This window comes from Paenibacillus sp. FSL E2-8871, assembly GCF_038000345.1.
Lineage (GTDB): Bacteria > Bacillota > Bacilli > Paenibacillales > Paenibacillaceae > Paenibacillus_AQ.
Genome location: NZ_JBBOBV010000001.1, coordinates 943,074 through 959,827, shown reverse-complemented (window position 1 = coordinate 959,827; position 16,754 = coordinate 943,074). Strand labels below are relative to the sequence as shown.

Annotated in this window: 16 protein-coding genes; 3 read left to right on the top strand and 13 right to left on the bottom strand. The window is 41.4% G+C overall.

Going from position 1 to position 16,754, the window contains the following annotated elements:
- Window positions 1-72 precede the first annotated feature (72 nt).
- Both NYE25_RS04590 and NYE25_RS04585 read right to left on the bottom strand, forming a co-directional pair.
- Window positions 73-1,542, bottom strand: a complete 1,470-nt coding sequence (locus NYE25_RS04590; protein WP_341145235.1) for a DUF4179 domain-containing protein — start codon at window positions 1,540-1,542, stop codon at window positions 73-75.
- 20 nt (window positions 1,543-1,562) lie between these two features.
- Window positions 1,563-2,057 (bottom strand): RNA polymerase sigma factor, encoded by a 495-nt coding sequence (locus NYE25_RS04585; RefSeq protein ID WP_341054752.1) that lies wholly within the window; start codon window positions 2,055-2,057, stop codon window positions 1,563-1,565.
- A 184-nt stretch (window positions 2,058-2,241) separates the two neighbouring features.
- Here NYE25_RS04585 and NYE25_RS04580 point away from each other — a divergent pair, with 184 nt between their 5' ends.
- Complete coding sequence (locus tag NYE25_RS04580; RefSeq protein WP_042188080.1) at window positions 2,242-2,997, top strand: DeoR/GlpR family DNA-binding transcription regulator; 756 nt, start codon at window positions 2,242-2,244, stop codon at window positions 2,995-2,997.
- A 50-nt stretch (window positions 2,998-3,047) separates the two neighbouring features.
- On the opposite strand, the gene NYE25_RS04575 is transcribed toward NYE25_RS04580, so the two are convergent.
- The 5 genes from NYE25_RS04575 to NYE25_RS04555 all read right to left on the bottom strand — a co-directional run bounded on the left by NYE25_RS04575 (window position 3,048) and on the right by NYE25_RS04555 (window position 9,576).
- Window positions 3,048-3,854: an alpha/beta fold hydrolase gene (locus NYE25_RS04575; protein WP_341145234.1), complete on the bottom strand. Its 807-nt coding sequence runs from the start codon at window positions 3,852-3,854 to the stop codon at window positions 3,048-3,050.
- 13 nt (window positions 3,855-3,867) lie between these two features.
- On the bottom strand, window positions 3,868-4,941 hold the full coding sequence (locus tag NYE25_RS04570; RefSeq protein ID WP_341145233.1) for a Gfo/Idh/MocA family protein: 1,074 nt from the start codon (window positions 4,939-4,941) through the stop codon (window positions 3,868-3,870).
- Between the two features lie 17 nt (window positions 4,942-4,958).
- On the bottom strand, window positions 4,959-5,774 hold the full coding sequence (locus NYE25_RS04565; protein ID WP_341145232.1) for a sugar phosphate isomerase/epimerase family protein: 816 nt from the start codon (window positions 5,772-5,774) through the stop codon (window positions 4,959-4,961).
- A gap of 146 nt (window positions 5,775-5,920) precedes the next feature.
- Complete coding sequence (locus tag NYE25_RS04560) at window positions 5,921-8,305, bottom strand: polyprenyl synthetase family protein (protein ID WP_341145231.1); 2,385 nt, start codon at window positions 8,303-8,305, stop codon at window positions 5,921-5,923.
- Window positions 8,306-8,481: 176 nt separating this feature from the next.
- On the bottom strand, window positions 8,482-9,576 hold the full coding sequence (locus NYE25_RS04555; protein ID WP_341145230.1) for a saccharopine dehydrogenase family protein: 1,095 nt from the start codon (window positions 9,574-9,576) through the stop codon (window positions 8,482-8,484).
- 129 nt (window positions 9,577-9,705) lie between these two features.
- Between NYE25_RS04555 and NYE25_RS04550 the strand changes: the two genes are divergently transcribed.
- Complete coding sequence (locus NYE25_RS04550) at window positions 9,706-10,791, top strand: helix-turn-helix transcriptional regulator (protein ID WP_341145229.1); 1,086 nt, start codon at window positions 9,706-9,708, stop codon at window positions 10,789-10,791.
- On the opposite strand, the gene NYE25_RS04545 is transcribed toward NYE25_RS04550, so the two are convergent.
- Together NYE25_RS04545 and NYE25_RS04540 are read right to left on the bottom strand one after the other, a co-directional pair.
- The gene (locus NYE25_RS04545; protein WP_341145228.1) at window positions 10,782-11,435 is read right to left on the bottom strand and encodes a hypothetical protein; all 654 of its coding nucleotides are present in this window, start codon (window positions 11,433-11,435) and stop codon (window positions 10,782-10,784) included. The two genes, NYE25_RS04550 and NYE25_RS04545, sit on opposite strands and share 10 nt — an antisense overlap.
- Before the next feature lie 195 nt (window positions 11,436-11,630).
- On the bottom strand, window positions 11,631-13,166 hold the full coding sequence (locus NYE25_RS04540; RefSeq protein ID WP_341145227.1) for an MDR family MFS transporter: 1,536 nt from the start codon (window positions 13,164-13,166) through the stop codon (window positions 11,631-11,633).
- A 275-nt stretch (window positions 13,167-13,441) separates the two neighbouring features.
- On the opposite strand from NYE25_RS04540, the gene NYE25_RS04535 reads away from it, so the two are divergent.
- Complete coding sequence (locus NYE25_RS04535) at window positions 13,442-13,876, top strand: MarR family winged helix-turn-helix transcriptional regulator (RefSeq protein ID WP_341147681.1); 435 nt, start codon at window positions 13,442-13,444, stop codon at window positions 13,874-13,876.
- An 85-nt stretch (window positions 13,877-13,961) separates the two neighbouring features.
- Here NYE25_RS04535 and NYE25_RS04530 read toward each other — a convergent pair whose 3' ends face one another.
- The 4 genes from NYE25_RS04530 to NYE25_RS04515 form a co-directional block, all read right to left on the bottom strand.
- Window positions 13,962-14,498 (bottom strand): hypothetical protein, encoded by a 537-nt coding sequence (locus NYE25_RS04530; RefSeq protein WP_341145226.1) that lies wholly within the window; start codon window positions 14,496-14,498, stop codon window positions 13,962-13,964.
- A 151-nt stretch (window positions 14,499-14,649) separates the two neighbouring features.
- Entirely contained in the window at window positions 14,650-14,991 is a 342-nt protein-coding gene (locus tag NYE25_RS04525) for a DUF1801 domain-containing protein (RefSeq protein WP_149644475.1), read from the bottom strand.
- Window positions 14,992-15,041: 50 nt separating this feature from the next.
- Window positions 15,042-16,304 carry an RNA polymerase sigma factor gene (locus NYE25_RS04520; protein WP_341145225.1) on the bottom strand — a complete coding sequence of 421 codons (1,263 nt, stop codon included), beginning with the start codon at window positions 16,302-16,304 and terminating at the stop codon, window positions 15,042-15,044.
- Window positions 16,301-16,735: a YciI family protein gene (locus NYE25_RS04515; protein WP_341145224.1), complete on the bottom strand. Its 435-nt coding sequence runs from the start codon at window positions 16,733-16,735 to the stop codon at window positions 16,301-16,303. The genes NYE25_RS04520 and NYE25_RS04515 overlap by 4 nt, the downstream gene beginning before the upstream one ends.
- Window positions 16,736-16,754: the final 19 nt, after the last annotated feature.

The following is a 16,754-nucleotide window of genomic DNA, read 5'->3' as shown; positions in this document are numbered from 1 at the left end:
CCGTTGATAGAATTATCAACGGCTAATGAGTTAATATAAAATTCAATCTTTTGTTTAATGATTCATTGCTTTCTAATTCTTCGAGTACAACTCCACAGCCTGCGTATCCATAATTGGATTTGTATATTTCTCTAACGTTATCGTTAATGGCTGAGGATAGTTCTTCGCTTCCGCACCAAAATTATATCCAAACTCGTTCACGGCTGACCCATCCTTAGAAGTCGTATAGCTGCTGAAGCTGCTTGTGGAAGTTGCTCTATTATGTACCTTCCCTTTTGCGTCAGTAAAAGTCTCAGCAAGTCTAGTAGAGCCTTCTAAATATTGAGCATTCTCAAGATTACGTCTTAGGAGGATTTCTCCTTCCTCTACATTATTCTCTGGCGTTGGCGTGACTAACTCAAGTCCAGTTCCGGGCGCTTCAATAAGCTGATATTTGTTAAGATCCACGACAATTTTCATTTGATCCTTTTCGACTGCCGAAATTCCGAATGCTTTCAACGTCACAGAATCCGGCTGCTGGCTGCCCTTACTATTCTTGAACACTAACGTGAACCTGGAGTTGTCTGAGTAGACTTCGGAATTGTCAGAATTAATGATATCGGGGTAATACAACTTCTCAACTGTGTCCCCTTTTTTAGTAATCAGTACTGGATTAATTAATTGAAAAATTTGTTTATCATTGTTTTGATTATACTCCAGATCCACATAGGTGCTAAGCGGAGTATACTGCACTTGATTCACTCTAATCTTTTGCCCATCCACTGTCAGTGTTCCGTCTGTATCCAGCATACGTTCCTGTGCTTTGAGCATGTCAGGATCAAGATCGAAAGCAACATCTAGGCTAGTCCGATACTTATTACTACTGGATAGGAGAGCCTTATCTGAAGTTTCGGTAAGAATTATATTATAGTTGACTTTCTTTGGATATTTTACAGATGGTGAAAGATTAGTGGAGTATATAAAATCCATAGACTGTCCGGGTTGAATTCGGCTCTCACTAGCGAGCATACTTAATGATGCACCTTCGTGAAGAGGCGACTCCTGTATCCCTTCAAATTGAAGCTCAAAATCCGCGTGTATAACTACTTCGTCCGTATTGTTCTGAACACTGTATAAAACATAAACCTTCCGTCCATCTGTAACGGCACCTGTCACATCTATTCGGTAACCCTTGTTTTCCGCACTTTGACCGACCGGCACAACGAGATTCTGCTCAAGGGCACTGGCTAATGCAGGCTCTAACCTTGAGAACGAGCGATAAGCTTTGAAATTATCCGTGTTTTTAGTACTGGCCGACTGTACTGAAGGTTGTGACGCTCCCTTATTCGGTAATCCAATTGTTGAATATGTAACCAGTAACGCAACCGCTGCAGCTGCAACGATACCCATTCCTGCAGTATAAATGCGCCGTTTCTCTTGCTTTTTCCCTTTTGCTATTCCTTTTCTCATGGCGTTGTAAATTTTCATCTCCTGTATTGCTTCGACATTTTGTTGCACTTCATCGATGTTCTTATGTAGAATACGTTCTTCTTTTTCTGTCATTCCGTTCACCTCCAATATTGCTATAAATAGCTCCTAAGCTGTTTGAGTCCCTCGCGCAGCCAAGTCTTAATGGTACCTTCTGGTCTTTTTAACACTTTGGCAATTTCGACAGTGGTCATGTCATGGTAGTATTTAAGCGTTACAACATGCCGGTATTTAGGTTTTATCCGATTCATCGCACGCTCCAGATCAATTCGGTCATTACTCTTCATTTCCTGTGCCGCTTCCTCCACCATCTTCTCCGCTACAATCACACGCTTTTTGCGCCGTAGCTCATCCATGCAGCAATTGATCGTTATTCGGATCAGCCAAGGTGTGAAGGACTGTTCATCCTTTAATTTTTTGCGTTTCATCCATGCCCTGCATGACGCTTCTTGGATCACTTCCAGCGTGTCTGCCTCTGTTCGCAGATAACTGTAGGCAATAGCGTACATTTTTCGATGCTCCACATACAAACGACTAAAAAAAGCTTCTTCATCCATTTGCGCAAAATCTACCATTCTGACTTCATCCATTGTGTTTTCCACCTTCCACCACCCCCTCTATCTTCTATCAGGAAGATGCATCCACCTCATATATCTATAAGTAAGACGGAGTTGAACGTAAAAACGATTGATTTTTTTCAAATTCATTTCATATGTAGTAAAATAGTAACGTTAAGTACAACCTTTAGAGCATTTTGTGAAAAGAGGTGGATCAGTGCTAAAAGCTGACAGACAGGCGTATATCCTAAAAAAAGTAGAGACCGAAGGCCGCGTCGTTGTCCAAGAATTAACACAGGAATTAAATGTAACAGAAGATACCATACGAAAAGATTTACAAAGCTTGTCGAAGCTGGGACTTCTCAAACGAATTCATGGTGGTGCTCATAGCCTTATTAATGACATGAAAGATTTCAATTCACGTGTAGAATTTAATAGCCAGACCAAAGCTGACTTAGCTAAACGAGCTTGCACACTTATTGAGAATGCAAAGGTTATTTTTATTGATGGAGGGTCCACAAATTTAAAAGTAGCCGAGAACATCCCTGAGCATTTTGATGGAAGAATTATTACCAACTCCCCCTCTATTGCATTATCGCTGTGCCGATTGTCCAAAGCTAGTGTAACCTTGTTAGGTGGCGACCTCGATAAAAAGAACCAAGTGTTATTCGGAGCCGCAACGCTTAGAGCGATACAGCAAATCCATTTGGATCTAACAATCCTTGGCGTATCCACGCTGGATTCAAAGGTGGGCATAACTGTTCCCTCTTATGAGGAATCCATCATTAAGAATCAACTTTTTGAACAATCTTCCATGGTTATCGCCATAGCTACGAAAGAAAAGCTGGAGAAAATATCCACTTTTTTTGTAGCCAAGGTATCCGCGTTAGACTATTTAATCACTGAAGGTACAGTAGACAATAAAATTGTTGATACATATAACAAACTCGGCGTTAACGTAATTACAGTATAGATACTTTCTAAATTTGTACAAAAAAAGATGAACACCTTTGAAGCTTGTGCTCATCTTTCATTTAAAAAGTTCTCAATAGCCTCATAAGAATCTTGATTATGTTGCTTATTACTGATCGTTTTTGAAGTAATCTCAATAAATTGAGCGTTTGGGATATATTCTGAGAGTAATCGTCCGTAGGCGTATGGATGAATTGGATCAAGTTGACTAGCAAGGATCAATGTGGGCAGCTTTAAGTTCTTCCAAGCCTCACGATCAAGATTAGGACAATCCATTGGCAGCTTCACAAACTTCATCGAGGTTTCTTTTACATAAGGATATTTAAACCGCCCTAATAGGGATTCACCCGCATAAGTAGATATTGAATTTATGGATTTATAGACCTCTGAATTTTCGTATCTATATTGAGCGGTCAGAGGATCTGTATCCTGCAGTACATCATGAACTTTGGCGTAGGCTTCACGAATCAACACCTCTTGCGGCTTATCCTTCCAGGCTGGACGTGACAAAATAAGCTTCTTAACGTTACCCGGGTACCTCAATGCCAAATGAAGCGACACTCCAGCACCTGTGGAAATCCCTCCAATATTAAATGAACGGATATGAAGGTGTTTCGTTAAAGCCATCACATCTTCGGCGAATTGTTTAAAAGAAAAATCATCCGCATGTCCAAACGCTACAGTCTTTCCATGACCTCTAAAATCTAGTGAGATCCTTCGTATGTGATCTGTTTGCTTCATTAAACCGAAAGTTTGATTAACGTCACCGCCCAGACCATGTAGAAATATAAAAGGCTCTCCATCCCCTCCATCATCTTCATAATAAAATCGAATGTGCTCGTAGATAAAGTAAGGCATATTCTCCCCTCCTTTACAAAGGACCAGAAACGTCACTTAGATAAATCGTATTTCCGGTCTTCACCGATTCTTCAACAGCGAGCATCGCTCTCATCGTAGCAATCCCATCTTCAATCGTTGCACCTACACCTGGCTTATTATGCAGAACTGAATCTGCCAACCCTTCAATCTGCAATCTATAAAAATGACCATCTGCTCCAAGCGGTCTATGGTAGCTGTTATCACTAACTTTGAAAATTTCTACATCGCTTGATTTTAATGTCCACGGGTTGTATGTCTTTCCTACTACGGATCCGAATTCACCATAAATTTGGAATCCTTCATGCCAATCCATCCGAACCGCAATGGTCAAATCCAATTGAGCTACAAAGCCGCTTTCAAACTCCGCAGTAATAAACCAACAATAGGCACCGAACTTTTGCGTATTCCATGCTTTCACACTTACAATATTTCCACCTAGATATCTTGCGGTATCGAACAAATGGCTTCCATGACCTAAAATATAATAGCGTTCCTTGTTCGCTTTTGGATCTCCAGCAGGTCTCTTTATATTTTCACCGGATATAATCACTGGCTGAACATTCTCAGTAACGGTATATCGATAGGTGGAATCACAATACCAAGCTTTTAGGCCAATAATCTCACCCATTTCATGATCCACAAACTCTTTAGCTGCTACTATACCGGGGTCAAATCTCTTCATATTCCCCACTTGCACTTTGAGATCGGTACGATCCACAAGCTCTTTTAATTCTTCCACTTCTTCGATGGATACACCTAGAGGTTTTTCTACCAAGACATGTTTACCTGCACGCACGGCTTGTTTAGCTGCCTCCACATGAAATTGATCGGCAATCCCAATAACTACAGCATGTACGCTCGAGTCCGCCAGCATTTGTTCATAATCCGTATATATCTTGTCAGGTTCATAGATAGCATTCATTCTTTGGAGCAAGTATTCATCTACATCGCATATTGCATAAAGGTGAGCATTACGTGAACGCCTTATAGAGTCAAAATGCGCCGCTTGTGAAATCTGACCGCAACCTAATACGCCGATGTTCAACAATTGGTTTTCCTTTTTCATATTCATGTCCTCCTATTCTAGTTAAAGAAATTCAAAGCATGTTCTACATCGCCCTCAGCTAACCCATGCATAATAACAGGACCGTCATAAACCTTACTTAATTCATTTAGATATTCCTTTAAGGGCAAGTTTCCTTTACCCACCGGTGCAAAAGTGATCTTCTCTTCGGTTACAAAAGCATCTTTGCAATGCGCAATGGCAATGTGCTCCTTCAGCGCTGTTAGCGTTTTTGAAATCTTACCTAAGAGGTCCTTATGATCCTGTGGGGTTACTAGATTTGCTGCATCATACAAAACCTTAAGATAGGGTGTGTCTAGATCTTGTAATAGTCTCAAAGCAACTTCTGCCGTACTCACCACATTGGCTTGTTCAGGTTCAAATATTAACGTTACTTGGTTGTCTTCTGCAATTTTCAGCATCCACGCAAGACTTTCATGCAATAGTGACCATGCCCTCACTGTATGATTGTCAGGATGAGAACTCCAGAAATCTTCTTGGTTCAAACTACCCGTAGAAATCGAAACATACGGAACAGCTAATGCAGCTGCAGCCTCAACTACATTTTTAAAACACTGCTGATTTTTAACTTTCTTCTCCTCATTTAGCTCTAACGTATTAAACGTTCCTGAGATCACAGCAATGCTAACTCCACTGTTCATTACTGCTTCTCTGATTTGATGGATGGTCTCCTGACTAATCTCTTTAGGCAAGCTTTCCAGTCCTACATTAGCAAAATTGAATTGAACGCTACTCATGCCTTGCGCTTTGATTTTGTGTAAGGCGCTCTCCAGTTCATAGTTCAAGTATACTTTTGAGAAAATTCCTAACTTCACAAGTTACACCTCCTTTATCTATTTTCAACTTCATCATACACGTAATTTCGATTATAAACAATAAAATTCAATTACAAAAAAAAGAACTAATAATCTGCAAAAAATATAAAAAAGCGCTGGCAATAATGCCAACACTTTAGAATCAATTATCGATTTCGATTAATCATGTAATTCAATAAATGCTTCAGAAAAGCAATATTACGAGGGATCTCCTTTAACGCTTCCATAGCGAGACAGTAGTGTTCCCACATCTCTTTTCTTGCGCCGTCAGCACCAAGGATAGATACAAACGTTGAATTGTTATTCTCCACATCCTGACCTATCGGCTTACCTAGTAAATGATGATCTCCTTCCAAATCGAGCAAATCATCTTTAATCTGAAAGGCAATCCCCGCATGATAGGCAAATTTTTTCAAAGCCAGAACTTCAGTTTTCTTAACCTGAGCCAGAATCGCTGGCATCACTAGTGAAGCTTCAAATGCAATTCCGGTCTTATAAAAGCAAATCATATTTAATTGCTCTAGCGTCAATGCTTTTCCCTTAGAATTCAGATCCATTGCCTGACCCATACATGTATCTTCTGCTTTTTGGGCTGAATATTGCATCAAGGCTAGCACCGCTTTTGCATCAAAAGAATGAAGTGACGCCTGTTCCTCGATCGACTTCTGAATCAGAAATAGTCCGGTTAATTCCGCCGTTGAACTAGTATACATTTCGTGTAGAGTTGCACGACCTCTTCGGGTTGAAGCATTATCCTGGGATGGAAGATCATCGAAGATTAGAGAAGCGGTATGCATATATTCCAAAGATCTCAGAAGCGGCACAATTGCGGATGCATCTAGACCATATTCGTTAACACCCATGACCCAAGTCAATATAGGTCTTATCCGCTTGCCGTCGCCTGCTAGACTATAATTAGCCGCATCAATAAGCAACTCTTTCATTTCTGGCGTCCCGTCTGGCTTGGCTATCAGCAATTGTTTATTGATTTGATCGCGAACCTTTTGGATCGTATCCCGAAATTCCACTTTTTCCTTTTTGCTGTTTTTTAGATTCAAAAGCAACTGATCCCGAAGCAGTTTATCGAAAAAATCCACATCGTCCGCTTTCTGCACCATCTGCTGGACAAGCCGATTAAATGCTGGTTGACCAGAAGCAAAAATCTCCATGATCTCTTTATACTTCTCATTTCCTACACGTTCTTTACATCGCTTGAGACCATTAATGGCGCGATCTAATATTACTTCACGGGTTTTAGGATCAGAGCGATACACAGTGTGTATTAAATGGGAAATGACCGTCCAGTATAATTCAAAAGGATTGATCAGATCTGTACGTTGACTACGGTATTTTAAATAATAAGTATAGGGGGTTACCGCTCCCGCTTTCATATCGTCAAACATATCCGCAAAATCATCAGCCAGTTGATTATATAACCCATAGAAAAAGGTACGTTGATCAAATTCGTCATCTGCTGGAGCACTAATTACGGATCGGACAATTAAACGGGAAGAAGAGGATTTTAAAATGATGGGTATGAAAAGCTCTTCATTGCTGTATTCAGAGTTAGAAAGATCCTTCATACGATCCAATTCCTGAGAATGGAAAAATACAAAAGACTGCTCGAAAAATGCATCCTGCATTTCTTCCCGCTGATACCCTCTAATATACTCAAAAGCCTCCTTGAGCTCCGAATGTACAAATCGAATGAACGGCATGTTCTCTCCGGACCATTCACCCAATTCCGGTACAACTCTATTAAGGATCGCAGTGCGTATCATATGAGAATACTGTTCTTTCTCTTGGTCGGTTAAGACACTGGAATCAAGGAGATCATCAATGAATGGATAAGTTAGGCCATATGAATAACCAAGTCTAATGGCTTCACCAATCCTCTTAGATCGCTCCACAGGTGGTACGTCATCATCCATCTCTTCCATCACATGGAGAATCACCCCAATAATGATCTTGATTAATTTACGCTGCGCTTGCTCGGGATTCATTTCCTTCGGAAGATGTGCTGACACCCGCTTAAGTTTGTCTATCACCCAAATCGTGGCCGTTTCAACGCCTTCCTTCTGAGCCCAACGGTAAATCCCGGTGAAATTCATGAAATCTGACTGATCCTCCGAACTTGTGGAGCCTGGAAGAATCATTTGATTTCTAATGTCGGCAACCATACGCTTAATCCGGAGCTGTGTATTCGGTGAATCCAAAGCTTGCCCCAGATCTCTCATATAAAGATAGGAAACACTTCGATCCAAATAATCATCCAATTTACCGGTCTGATTCAGCCATCCTAGATATCTATGATAATCCTGAGAATCAGGTTTCCTCTTGCCTCTTGATAAAAAGGACAACCATGAACGGCGATGAATATGGTTCTTCTTCCACAATTGAAAATCTTCAATCAAGGTAGACACATAAGTTCTTTCTTTGAACTGTTCACGAAGAGATGCAAAATACTGAGCTGCCTTCTGCTCAGCGATCGAATATCCTGTATCGGCGTAATCTGTAAATTTTTCATTCATAGGTGATGACCTCAACTTCTCTTTTTGTTAACATGACCCATTAGGGAAGAACAGAATTTCTTCCTGAATGAAATGTTCATCAGTTAATACGGTCAAAACTCTTTTGGGTTACGAAAAAGAAGCTTGATTAATCAAGCTTCTTTCAAAATAACTATACACAAATTATTCTATTTAGATTAATCTGCCTTATGCTCCTTTACTTGGATCTTTAGCGAGAGCGTCGATCCTAATTCCTTTTGTATATATGCTAAATCTGTTATCTGCTCGATATGATAAACGCCGCCTGGAAATGGAGAATCATAGAGGAGCTTTGATACTGCTGCTGTCACTTTTGCAGTGATGATGGATTGATTCTTTCCTTGCAATATTAAATCAGCATGCAATGGCTTCCCCTCTCGATTTCTTCCACGAGCCTCAACCTTGATAGCGAACTGGTCGCTCCCAATATGCAGCCGCTCCATAGCACAAACCATCCACTTGTTCACCCAGCTTGTCTTTAACAAACGAACGGCTCCTGTTTTTTTGGCTATAGCCAGCACTTTAGTAACGAAAACTGAGTCCAGACAAAATCGTGTGGAGATGGACGATGCTTTGAGCGTTCGGGCAAGGGTCTGTTGATCTGAGAATGGGAAACGATAGGCATGGCGACTCCCTAAATCGTCACCAAAGTGATATGACTTTCTATCGGTGAAGCTCTCCACCTCTACCTGACAATTCTTCTGCTTAACTTCAAACTTTTCTCCTAAACTATTCACTGTCCATTCGATCGCCGCCTTACCATGAGAATCACCAAGTCCGAGCATAATCGCGATTTCGATTTCCTCCGTCTGTTCTATCAGTCTTTCCGCTTCAAGAGCCATTAGATTGGTTATGCCGGGTGCAAGCCCTACACTAAGAACGGCACTAGATCCATGTCGTGCAGCCTCTTCGTATAACGCCTCAATTTGAGATAAAAACGGACCACTCGCTGATACATCCACATAATACGTACCGCTACGAAAGCAGGCTTTTACAAAATCCGTATTCGTTTGATCCAAACACATAATGATTAGCTTCACTTGATCTAGTAAATGTGGAGGTATCGGCTTATTAATATCTAACTGTAACGGCTTGATCCTGCCGTGAGTAGATTGACTGAACCGCTCTGCTTTTTCAAGACTTCTCCCTGCAGCAAATACTTTACCTGAATACTTCTTCTCTAATATTTCACATATGGTACGCCCTACATGTCCATAACCACCAACGACAACAATATCTTCTTTTTCCTGCATTTTTATCACCGCATCCTATATAATAGAGTTGATTAAGAATCATTCTCAATTATACGGATTTCGCTTCCGTTCACTATCCCACAAATGTGGGAGTTCGATATAATCCATTAAGGACTAGAGGGCTACTCAATGAATACCCATAAACAATTCATTCTAATAAAGAAACAAATCATTAAGCTAGGAATGATTACTGATTCATCTCACAACTACCGTACTTCCTTGCTGTCTCTCTTACGTGAAGCAGTTCCCTTTGATGCTGCCTGCTGTACTCATGTTGATCCACAGACATTGCTTTCGACAGGTGCGGTTACTGAAGACAATGTAGAGTCCATTCATCCCCACTTGTTCCAGATCGAATACGGTGAAGATGATGTTAACACCTATGAGCAAATGGTTCATAGCAAACTCCTCGTCGCTACAATATATGAGGCAACCAAGCAGAAACCCGAGCGGAGTGCACGCTTTCGAAAGGTTTTGTCTCCTGCAGGCTTTGGGGATGAACTACGTGCAGTCCTTATTCTTGGCGAATCTTGTTGGGGATATTTGACGCTGTACAGGAATGCAGATCAATCCAAATTCTTACAAGAGGAATGTGATTGGATCACCTCGCTCATCCCTCTGATTGCAGCAAGAATGCGGGCTTTCAGTCTTGAGCTTCCGGAGAGAGATGAGACTTGGCTTGAGGATCATTATGGTTCCGGGATTGCAGTACTATCTGATGACTTGGCTCTTCTTTCCTCCAATCCCACAGCGGATCGCTGGTTAGGCAAACTCCGATCATTGGAAATGATCGATGTTCATGTTCTGCCTCGTCCAATCCGTGCTGTAAGCACGCAAGCGTTAAACAGCCCTTCCGAATCTATGGGGATAGCGAAAGCATGCATTCGTATGACTGAGGGGCCCTATTTAGTCGTTCGAGCAAGTCGTCTTAAGGCTTCCAACGGTCAGAACCAAATTGCCATTTCATTCGAACCCGCGCGTCCTGCTGACATGCTCCCCATCATTGCTGAAGCGTATGGTTTGACGGAACGTGAGCTGCAGCTATTACAAGGTGTAATTCGAGGATTATCCACTAAAGAATTGGCTTCTGCACTGCATATTTCTGCATACACCGTCCAGGATCATTTAAAGTCCATTTTTAGCAAAGCAAATGTCAGCAGCCGTAGAGAACTTATTTGGTATTTGCATTCACGCTACAATATTGCTCAAGCTTGAGTAATCCGAGATAGAGGATATACAAGTTGTATGTCCTTCTCTGTAATTAGTCCTTCATATAACGAATGATTATGGTCTGCACCTACAATACACAAGATTTTTTTCTCTGAGTGGCCTTTTATGGCGTTTTTGATTCGCTGAATCATTATAAGATGTCTACACAACCATCTGAACTGATGTGCTTGCGGATTGATTCGTTCTAACCATTCATACTTCTGTCTCGTAATAGTGTCATATTCTAATGAATTAAAGGGAATTGCACTTGAATCCACTGTTGAAAGCTGTCTTTGAAACCATTGCTCTAACTCAAATTCCAATTCTTTTCTCTGATCTTCTTTATAGCTATTAAAAGGATCAAAATCTGTCCAAACATCCAATTCAACCCAATCAATAGGGACAAATTCATAATTCTCTTCTTTACACAAAGGAAAAATGAGATCCCAATATTCACTTGCAGGTTCTCCCCAATATCCACGGTAATTACTGTCCTTCTTATAATGTTCCCAACTACTAGGAAGGACTTCTCCACAAATAATATCTGGATTAAACTCTAAAATTAAATCCTTTATGAACTCTAATGAAAAATGATATTTTTGCCTAAGTTCATCATCGTGAACCACTCCTAAAATACCTACAATTGACACAAAAAATCCTCCTATCTTTAACTAATTCCATTATTATCTAATTTTACAATCGTCAAATTTGATAATATTACAATAGGAATATAATGTAAATCATTATTTAAAAAAATAGACTGAGCACCTATGAATAGAGGGCTCAATCTGTTTAAATGTAACATTTCACTAGTGCATTCGTTAATATTACAAAGCAACCATCCTTTAATGCGAAGCCGTATACTCTCCCAATTCAGAAGCTGGATCAAACTTTTCCTTACTCATCACAAATGCAGCCAGTAGAGCGATAACAGACGGAATAATTGCCCAAGCAAAAGTGTGAACAAGTGATGAGGATAATCCCTCTGTAATCTTATCAAGAACTTCAGTAGGGATTTTCTCACGAGTATCCGGGGTCAAAATAGTACTTGGATCGCTTAAATTCACCCCTATAGGTGCCGCACCACCGCTACTGAACATGGATGCTAATTTATTCGAAAACACATGACTTTGGATAATACCGAATACTGTTATGCCGAGTGTCATTCCCAGCTCCCTTGTAAAACTAAGTGTCGAACTTGCAGAACCCCGCTGTCTTGCACTAAATCCATGAATCGCTGCATTGCTTAGAACAGAGAACGACGAACCTATTCCAAGACCTACTAGAAACATGAAGATGGTGACCATGAACCTTGAAGAATCAGGTGTTAATGTGGTTAGCAAAGAGATACCTAAAACAAGCAGTACTAATGACGATATCATGATGGTACGATAATTGAACTTCGAGAGTAAGAATCCGCCGCCCGCAGCAGTAATTACGGAACCGACCATCATAGGAAGTAGCACAAGCCCCGAATTCGTTGCTGAGCCGCCAATTACCCCTTGAATGTAGATTGGAATGTACACCGAGGCTGTAATGAATGCTGCTCCGCTAAATATAGCCATAACATTACTCGTAGAATAGAGACGATTCTTGAACATGCCGAAAGTAATGATGGGTTCTTCTGCACGACGTTCGATAAAAATAAACCCTACGATAAACACTACAAAAGCTAAAAATAATCCCACAATCATAGCAGAGTCCCAAGCATATTTTTTTCCACCCAGCTCAATCGCAAACATGAGACACAGGATGGAAGCTACAAGTGTAAACGCACCTAGGTAATCGATCTTTTCCTTGGAATGCTCGACAGACTCTTTGTAGAAGAAAGCAATCAAAAAGAAGGCAATAACACCTATAGGTAAGTTGATGTAAAAGACCCAAGACCAATGAATGTAATCCGCTATGTAAGCGCCAATAAGAGGTCCGAAAATGCTTGATATACCATAAGCTGCTCCGAATAATCCACCGATCTTCCCCCGTTTTTCCGGAGCAACCACATCGAACATGATGGTGAACGCAATTGGAACCAGTGCCCCTCCACCAATACCCTGAATCGCACGATAAATACTCAGCTGAACTATAGAGTTTGCGGTACCACATAAAGCAGATCCGATCATAAATACAATAATTCCGAAAATAAAGAAACGCTTGCGGCCATACATATCCGATAATTTTCCGAAAATCGGCATTCCTGCCATCTCAGCTATCATATAAGCAGAAGTCACCCACATCAGTTTGTCAAAACCGCCAAGATCCCCTACGATTGTTCCCATTGCAGTTGCTAATATAGTGTTATCCATGGATGCCATAAGTGTGGCCAGCAATAGAGCCGCTATAATAATCCCTACATTATTTTTCTTCTCCAAGTTCTTTACCATTCTCTTTTGTTCCCTCCACTTTTCCTTAATTTCGAATTTAGTCTTATCGTTATAAGATCGCACACCAGCCTCTCTCTAAACTTCTTGATGCATTACCTTTTGCAAAACTTTAATAATTCCGATAAAATGAATTCAATTAATCGCACGTTCATCGAGTATCTTTATAGTCTAATATCTCGATGATCAAGATATTAATATTTTAAAAGGAGGGCTCTCTTTTGTCAAGAGATCGACACAATCAAGTGAAAAATCAGCAGGAAGACTTCACCTTGCGTATGCGGGGCCTAGGAAGTCGAACGATACTATATCAGCAAAATGTGGCAGCTTCACTTGGGTTATATAATAATGATTATCTATCCATAGATATCCTCCATGAAAGAGGTCCCATCACCGCTGGTGAACTGTCCAAACTAACCGGACTGGCTACAGGCAGTGTTACGGCATTAATTGATCGACTTGAAAATAACGGTTTTGTCCGCAGACAAAATGACCCCAGTGACCGTCGTAAGGTAATTATTGTCCCTTTGTATGAAAATAATGAGGTCGGGAATGCCTACCTTCCCCTGCATGCCGAGATGCTTAAATTAGCTTCCACCTACTCGGATGAAGAGCTTGAACTTATTACACAATTTGTTGGCAAAGCAAGTGCGGTTCTGGAAGAGCAGATTCATCGTCTAAGCTCCGCAACAAACAATAATTCTTCTACTTAAGCCTTAATTATTCATCAAAAAAGGACAATACCCATTGTCTAATTACAATGGGTATTGTCCTTTTTTTTCTCACATTATTCGAATGTTACTTCGTATCTATGGAAATAGACAGCTTTCCATTGGATTCAATTAAAGAAATTTTGGCGTTATCCGTCCGCCATACCCTACGAAAGTTTGTACCTTCGCCTTCTTTTTCCATATCTGCTGTGCTACCTTCACTCTTAGTCGTAAGCTCTCCAAGCTGTTGCGTTATCTCTTGCGTTAATTTTTCCTTGGTAGCTTCTTCAAAATGAATCGTCTCTCCAATCACTTTTCCAGTGTGATCATAGGAGACCTGAAGATTTGCTTTGTGATTCACAATCTTCTCGTTATATTCGCGGGATAAAAGAGTAGAATTCGTACCTTCATTACGATTAGGTGCGCCTTTGCCGAGAGCTTGGACAACTTGAGCATCCTCTTTTCCAATCAAAGTGGCAAGTTCCTCAAGGCTAAATCTTTCCTCAGCTCCACTTGGCACAACCGTTGGAGGTGGTAGCTGGGATTTATCTGCTACTGGTCTTGAGCATGCACTAAGTGCAAGGACCGTAAGCAGTAGCAAACAAGTTTGTTTTAATATCTTCATGGGTTTCATTCCCTTCATTGCTAGCTCTTGATGTATTTTTCACAATTTATTGAATGATTATGTATTGATGGAGCCAAATTCGTCCAAAAAAGACGATATCCCATGAAGTCAAATGACTTTGAGATACCGTCCTACATCATGAATCTTGCAATTAAAGGGAAGCTGAGGATTGGCTGACCCAAGCCACTAATTGAGCCGTATCCACTGTATCCCCTTTTCGTAGTTTCAGTGTTTTTCTCTCCGGAGGGCCCTCGAACATTCCTTCTGGAAACTCAAGCTCATTCGTATTAAAAATAACAAAGCTTACCGCATCTTTTGAAGTTGAGATAGCTGCTGCGTACTTACCATTTTTCAAAAAATGAGGCTTCTTATACTGAATTCGTTCCTGTACATCTGGGATTGCTTGGTGAACAACCTCACGAAGATTAGTAGATAACTCCACCTGCCATGGTTCTTTTAATGCTTCAATAAAATCGATGACTTCTTGATTCATATTTTATCTCTCCTTTATGTACGTACCGGTTTAAAATAATATAGAATTAACTACGATGTTCCTAAGTTACACGCTGCCGCCCGATTCAGCAAAAGAATCCTTTCACGTTCATTCTCGGTTAAGGATGCGGCACGTTCAAACTCTGTACGCGCCTCATCATATCGACCCAGCTTCAGCAGAAGATCACCACGAACGCTGGGCAGCAGATGATAATCCCTCATGGATGGTTCAGTATTCAGCTCATCCACAATTTGCAGTCCAAAGGTTGGGCCAAACGCCATGGATATGGCGACCGCTCGGTTTAATTCGACGATCGGCGAAGGCATGACTCTCGAGAGCGCTTCGTACAGTGCAGAAATACGGATCCAGTCTGTCTCTGCTGCAGTAGACGCCTGTGCATGACAAGCAGAAATCGCAGCCTGAAGCGAGTAAGGTCCGGGCGGACGTCCAAGCTTTCGGCTACGCTCTAATGCAGTCAGGCCACGGCGGATCAGTAATTGATCCCACTGTGTCCGGTTTTGATCCATAAGTAGAATAGGCTCCCCTTTGCTATTAACCCTCGTCCTAAAACGCGAGGATTGAATCTCCATAAGGGCGACCAGTCCATGAACCTCAGGTTCATAAGGGGCAATCTCAGCTAGTACCCGTCCTAACCTCAGTGCCTCCTGGCATAACAGCGGACGGATCCAATCCACTCCAGAGGTTGCAGAATATCCTTCATTAAACATAAGGTAAAGGACTTCAAGCACCGTAGACAAACGGTCTTTAAGCTCTTCTTGAACGGGTACCTCAAAAGGAACCTTGTTAGCACTTAGGGTTCTCTTCGCCCGAACAATTCGCTGAGCAATCGTTGATTCGGCGACTAGAAAAGAACGTGCGATTTCATCTGTCGTCAATCCACATAACAGTCGAAGGGTCAGGGCTACTCTGGCATCTTGTGACAACAGAGGATGACAGGTCATAAAGATCAGACGAAGGAGATCGTCACTGATCTCCTCATCTAACGCATCATCTATATCTACCTCAGTGTATAAATCCATGCTATGTGCAACCTCTACGTATTTCTGATCTCGAAGCTTGGTCCTGCGAATAAGATCAATCGCACGCCGTTTCGCGGTGGTCATCAGCCAAGCACCTGGATGATCTGGAATCCCCGTCTCTGGCCATCGATTAAGGGCAATTACTAATGCGTCCTGAGCAAGATCTTCTGCAAGACCTACGTCCCGTACCATGCGCGTTAAACCCGCAATGATTTTTGCCGATTCCATTCGCCATATTGTATCAATTGTTCGATGCGTATGGGAGAAACTCACGTTTGCTTCTGCTCCTCAACCTGTTTACGAAGTGCTGCTTCTTTCGCCAATGTTTGGGGATCGTCCATTAATTCCTCCGGCTCGAATACCTGCCTTAACTCAATCTCTCCTTGGCCAAATCCATGAGGGTCCGGCATACGTAAAGCCCATTCAATGGCTTCTTCTCTTGATTTGACCTCAATCAGCGTATATCCAGCGATCATTTCTTTAGCTTCTGTAAACGGACCATCCATAACTTTCGGTTTGCCGCCAGCTTCCGGATATGAAATTCGAATACCACTGGAACTCGGTTGCAATCCATCGCCAGCCAGCAACACACCTGCTTTCACCAATTCCTCATTATACTTCTGCATAGCATCAATCAGTTCTTGACTAGGCATAATTCCCGCCTCTGAATCTGTGGTAGCTTTAACAATCATCATAAATCTCATAGGTGTATCCCTCCTATTT

Coding starts and splice junctions, on each gene's coding strand:
- NYE25_RS04530 (WP_341145226.1), bottom strand. CDS start 14,498: ATGAAGATATTAAAACAAACTTGTTTGCTACTGCTTACGGTCCTTGCA.
- NYE25_RS04590 (WP_341145235.1), bottom strand. CDS start 1,542: ATGACAGAAAAAGAAGAACGTATTCTACATAAGAACATCGATGAAGTG.
- NYE25_RS04550 (WP_341145229.1), top strand. CDS start 9,706: ATGAATACCCATAAACAATTCATTCTAATAAAGAAACAAATCATTAAG.
- NYE25_RS04570 (WP_341145233.1), bottom strand. CDS start 4,941: ATGAAAAAGGAAAACCAATTGTTGAACATCGGCGTATTAGGTTGCGGT.
- NYE25_RS04525 (WP_149644475.1), bottom strand. CDS start 14,991: ATGAATCAAGAAGTCATCGATTTTATTGAAGCATTAAAAGAACCATGG.
- NYE25_RS04515 (WP_341145224.1), bottom strand. CDS start 16,735: ATGAGATTTATGATGATTGTTAAAGCTACCACAGATTCAGAGGCGGGA.
- NYE25_RS04560 (WP_341145231.1), bottom strand. CDS start 8,305: ATGAATGAAAAATTTACAGATTACGCCGATACAGGATATTCGATCGCT.
- NYE25_RS04540 (WP_341145227.1), bottom strand. CDS start 13,166: ATGGTAAAGAACTTGGAGAAGAAAAATAATGTAGGGATTATTATAGCG.
- NYE25_RS04535 (WP_341147681.1), top strand. CDS start 13,442: ATGCGGGGCCTAGGAAGTCGAACGATACTATATCAGCAAAATGTGGCA.
- NYE25_RS04555 (WP_341145230.1), bottom strand. CDS start 9,576: ATGCAGGAAAAAGAAGATATTGTTGTCGTTGGTGGTTATGGACATGTA.
- NYE25_RS04575 (WP_341145234.1), bottom strand. CDS start 3,854: ATGCCTTACTTTATCTACGAGCACATTCGATTTTATTATGAAGATGAT.
- NYE25_RS04585 (WP_341054752.1), bottom strand. CDS start 2,057: ATGGATGAAGTCAGAATGGTAGATTTTGCGCAAATGGATGAAGAAGCT.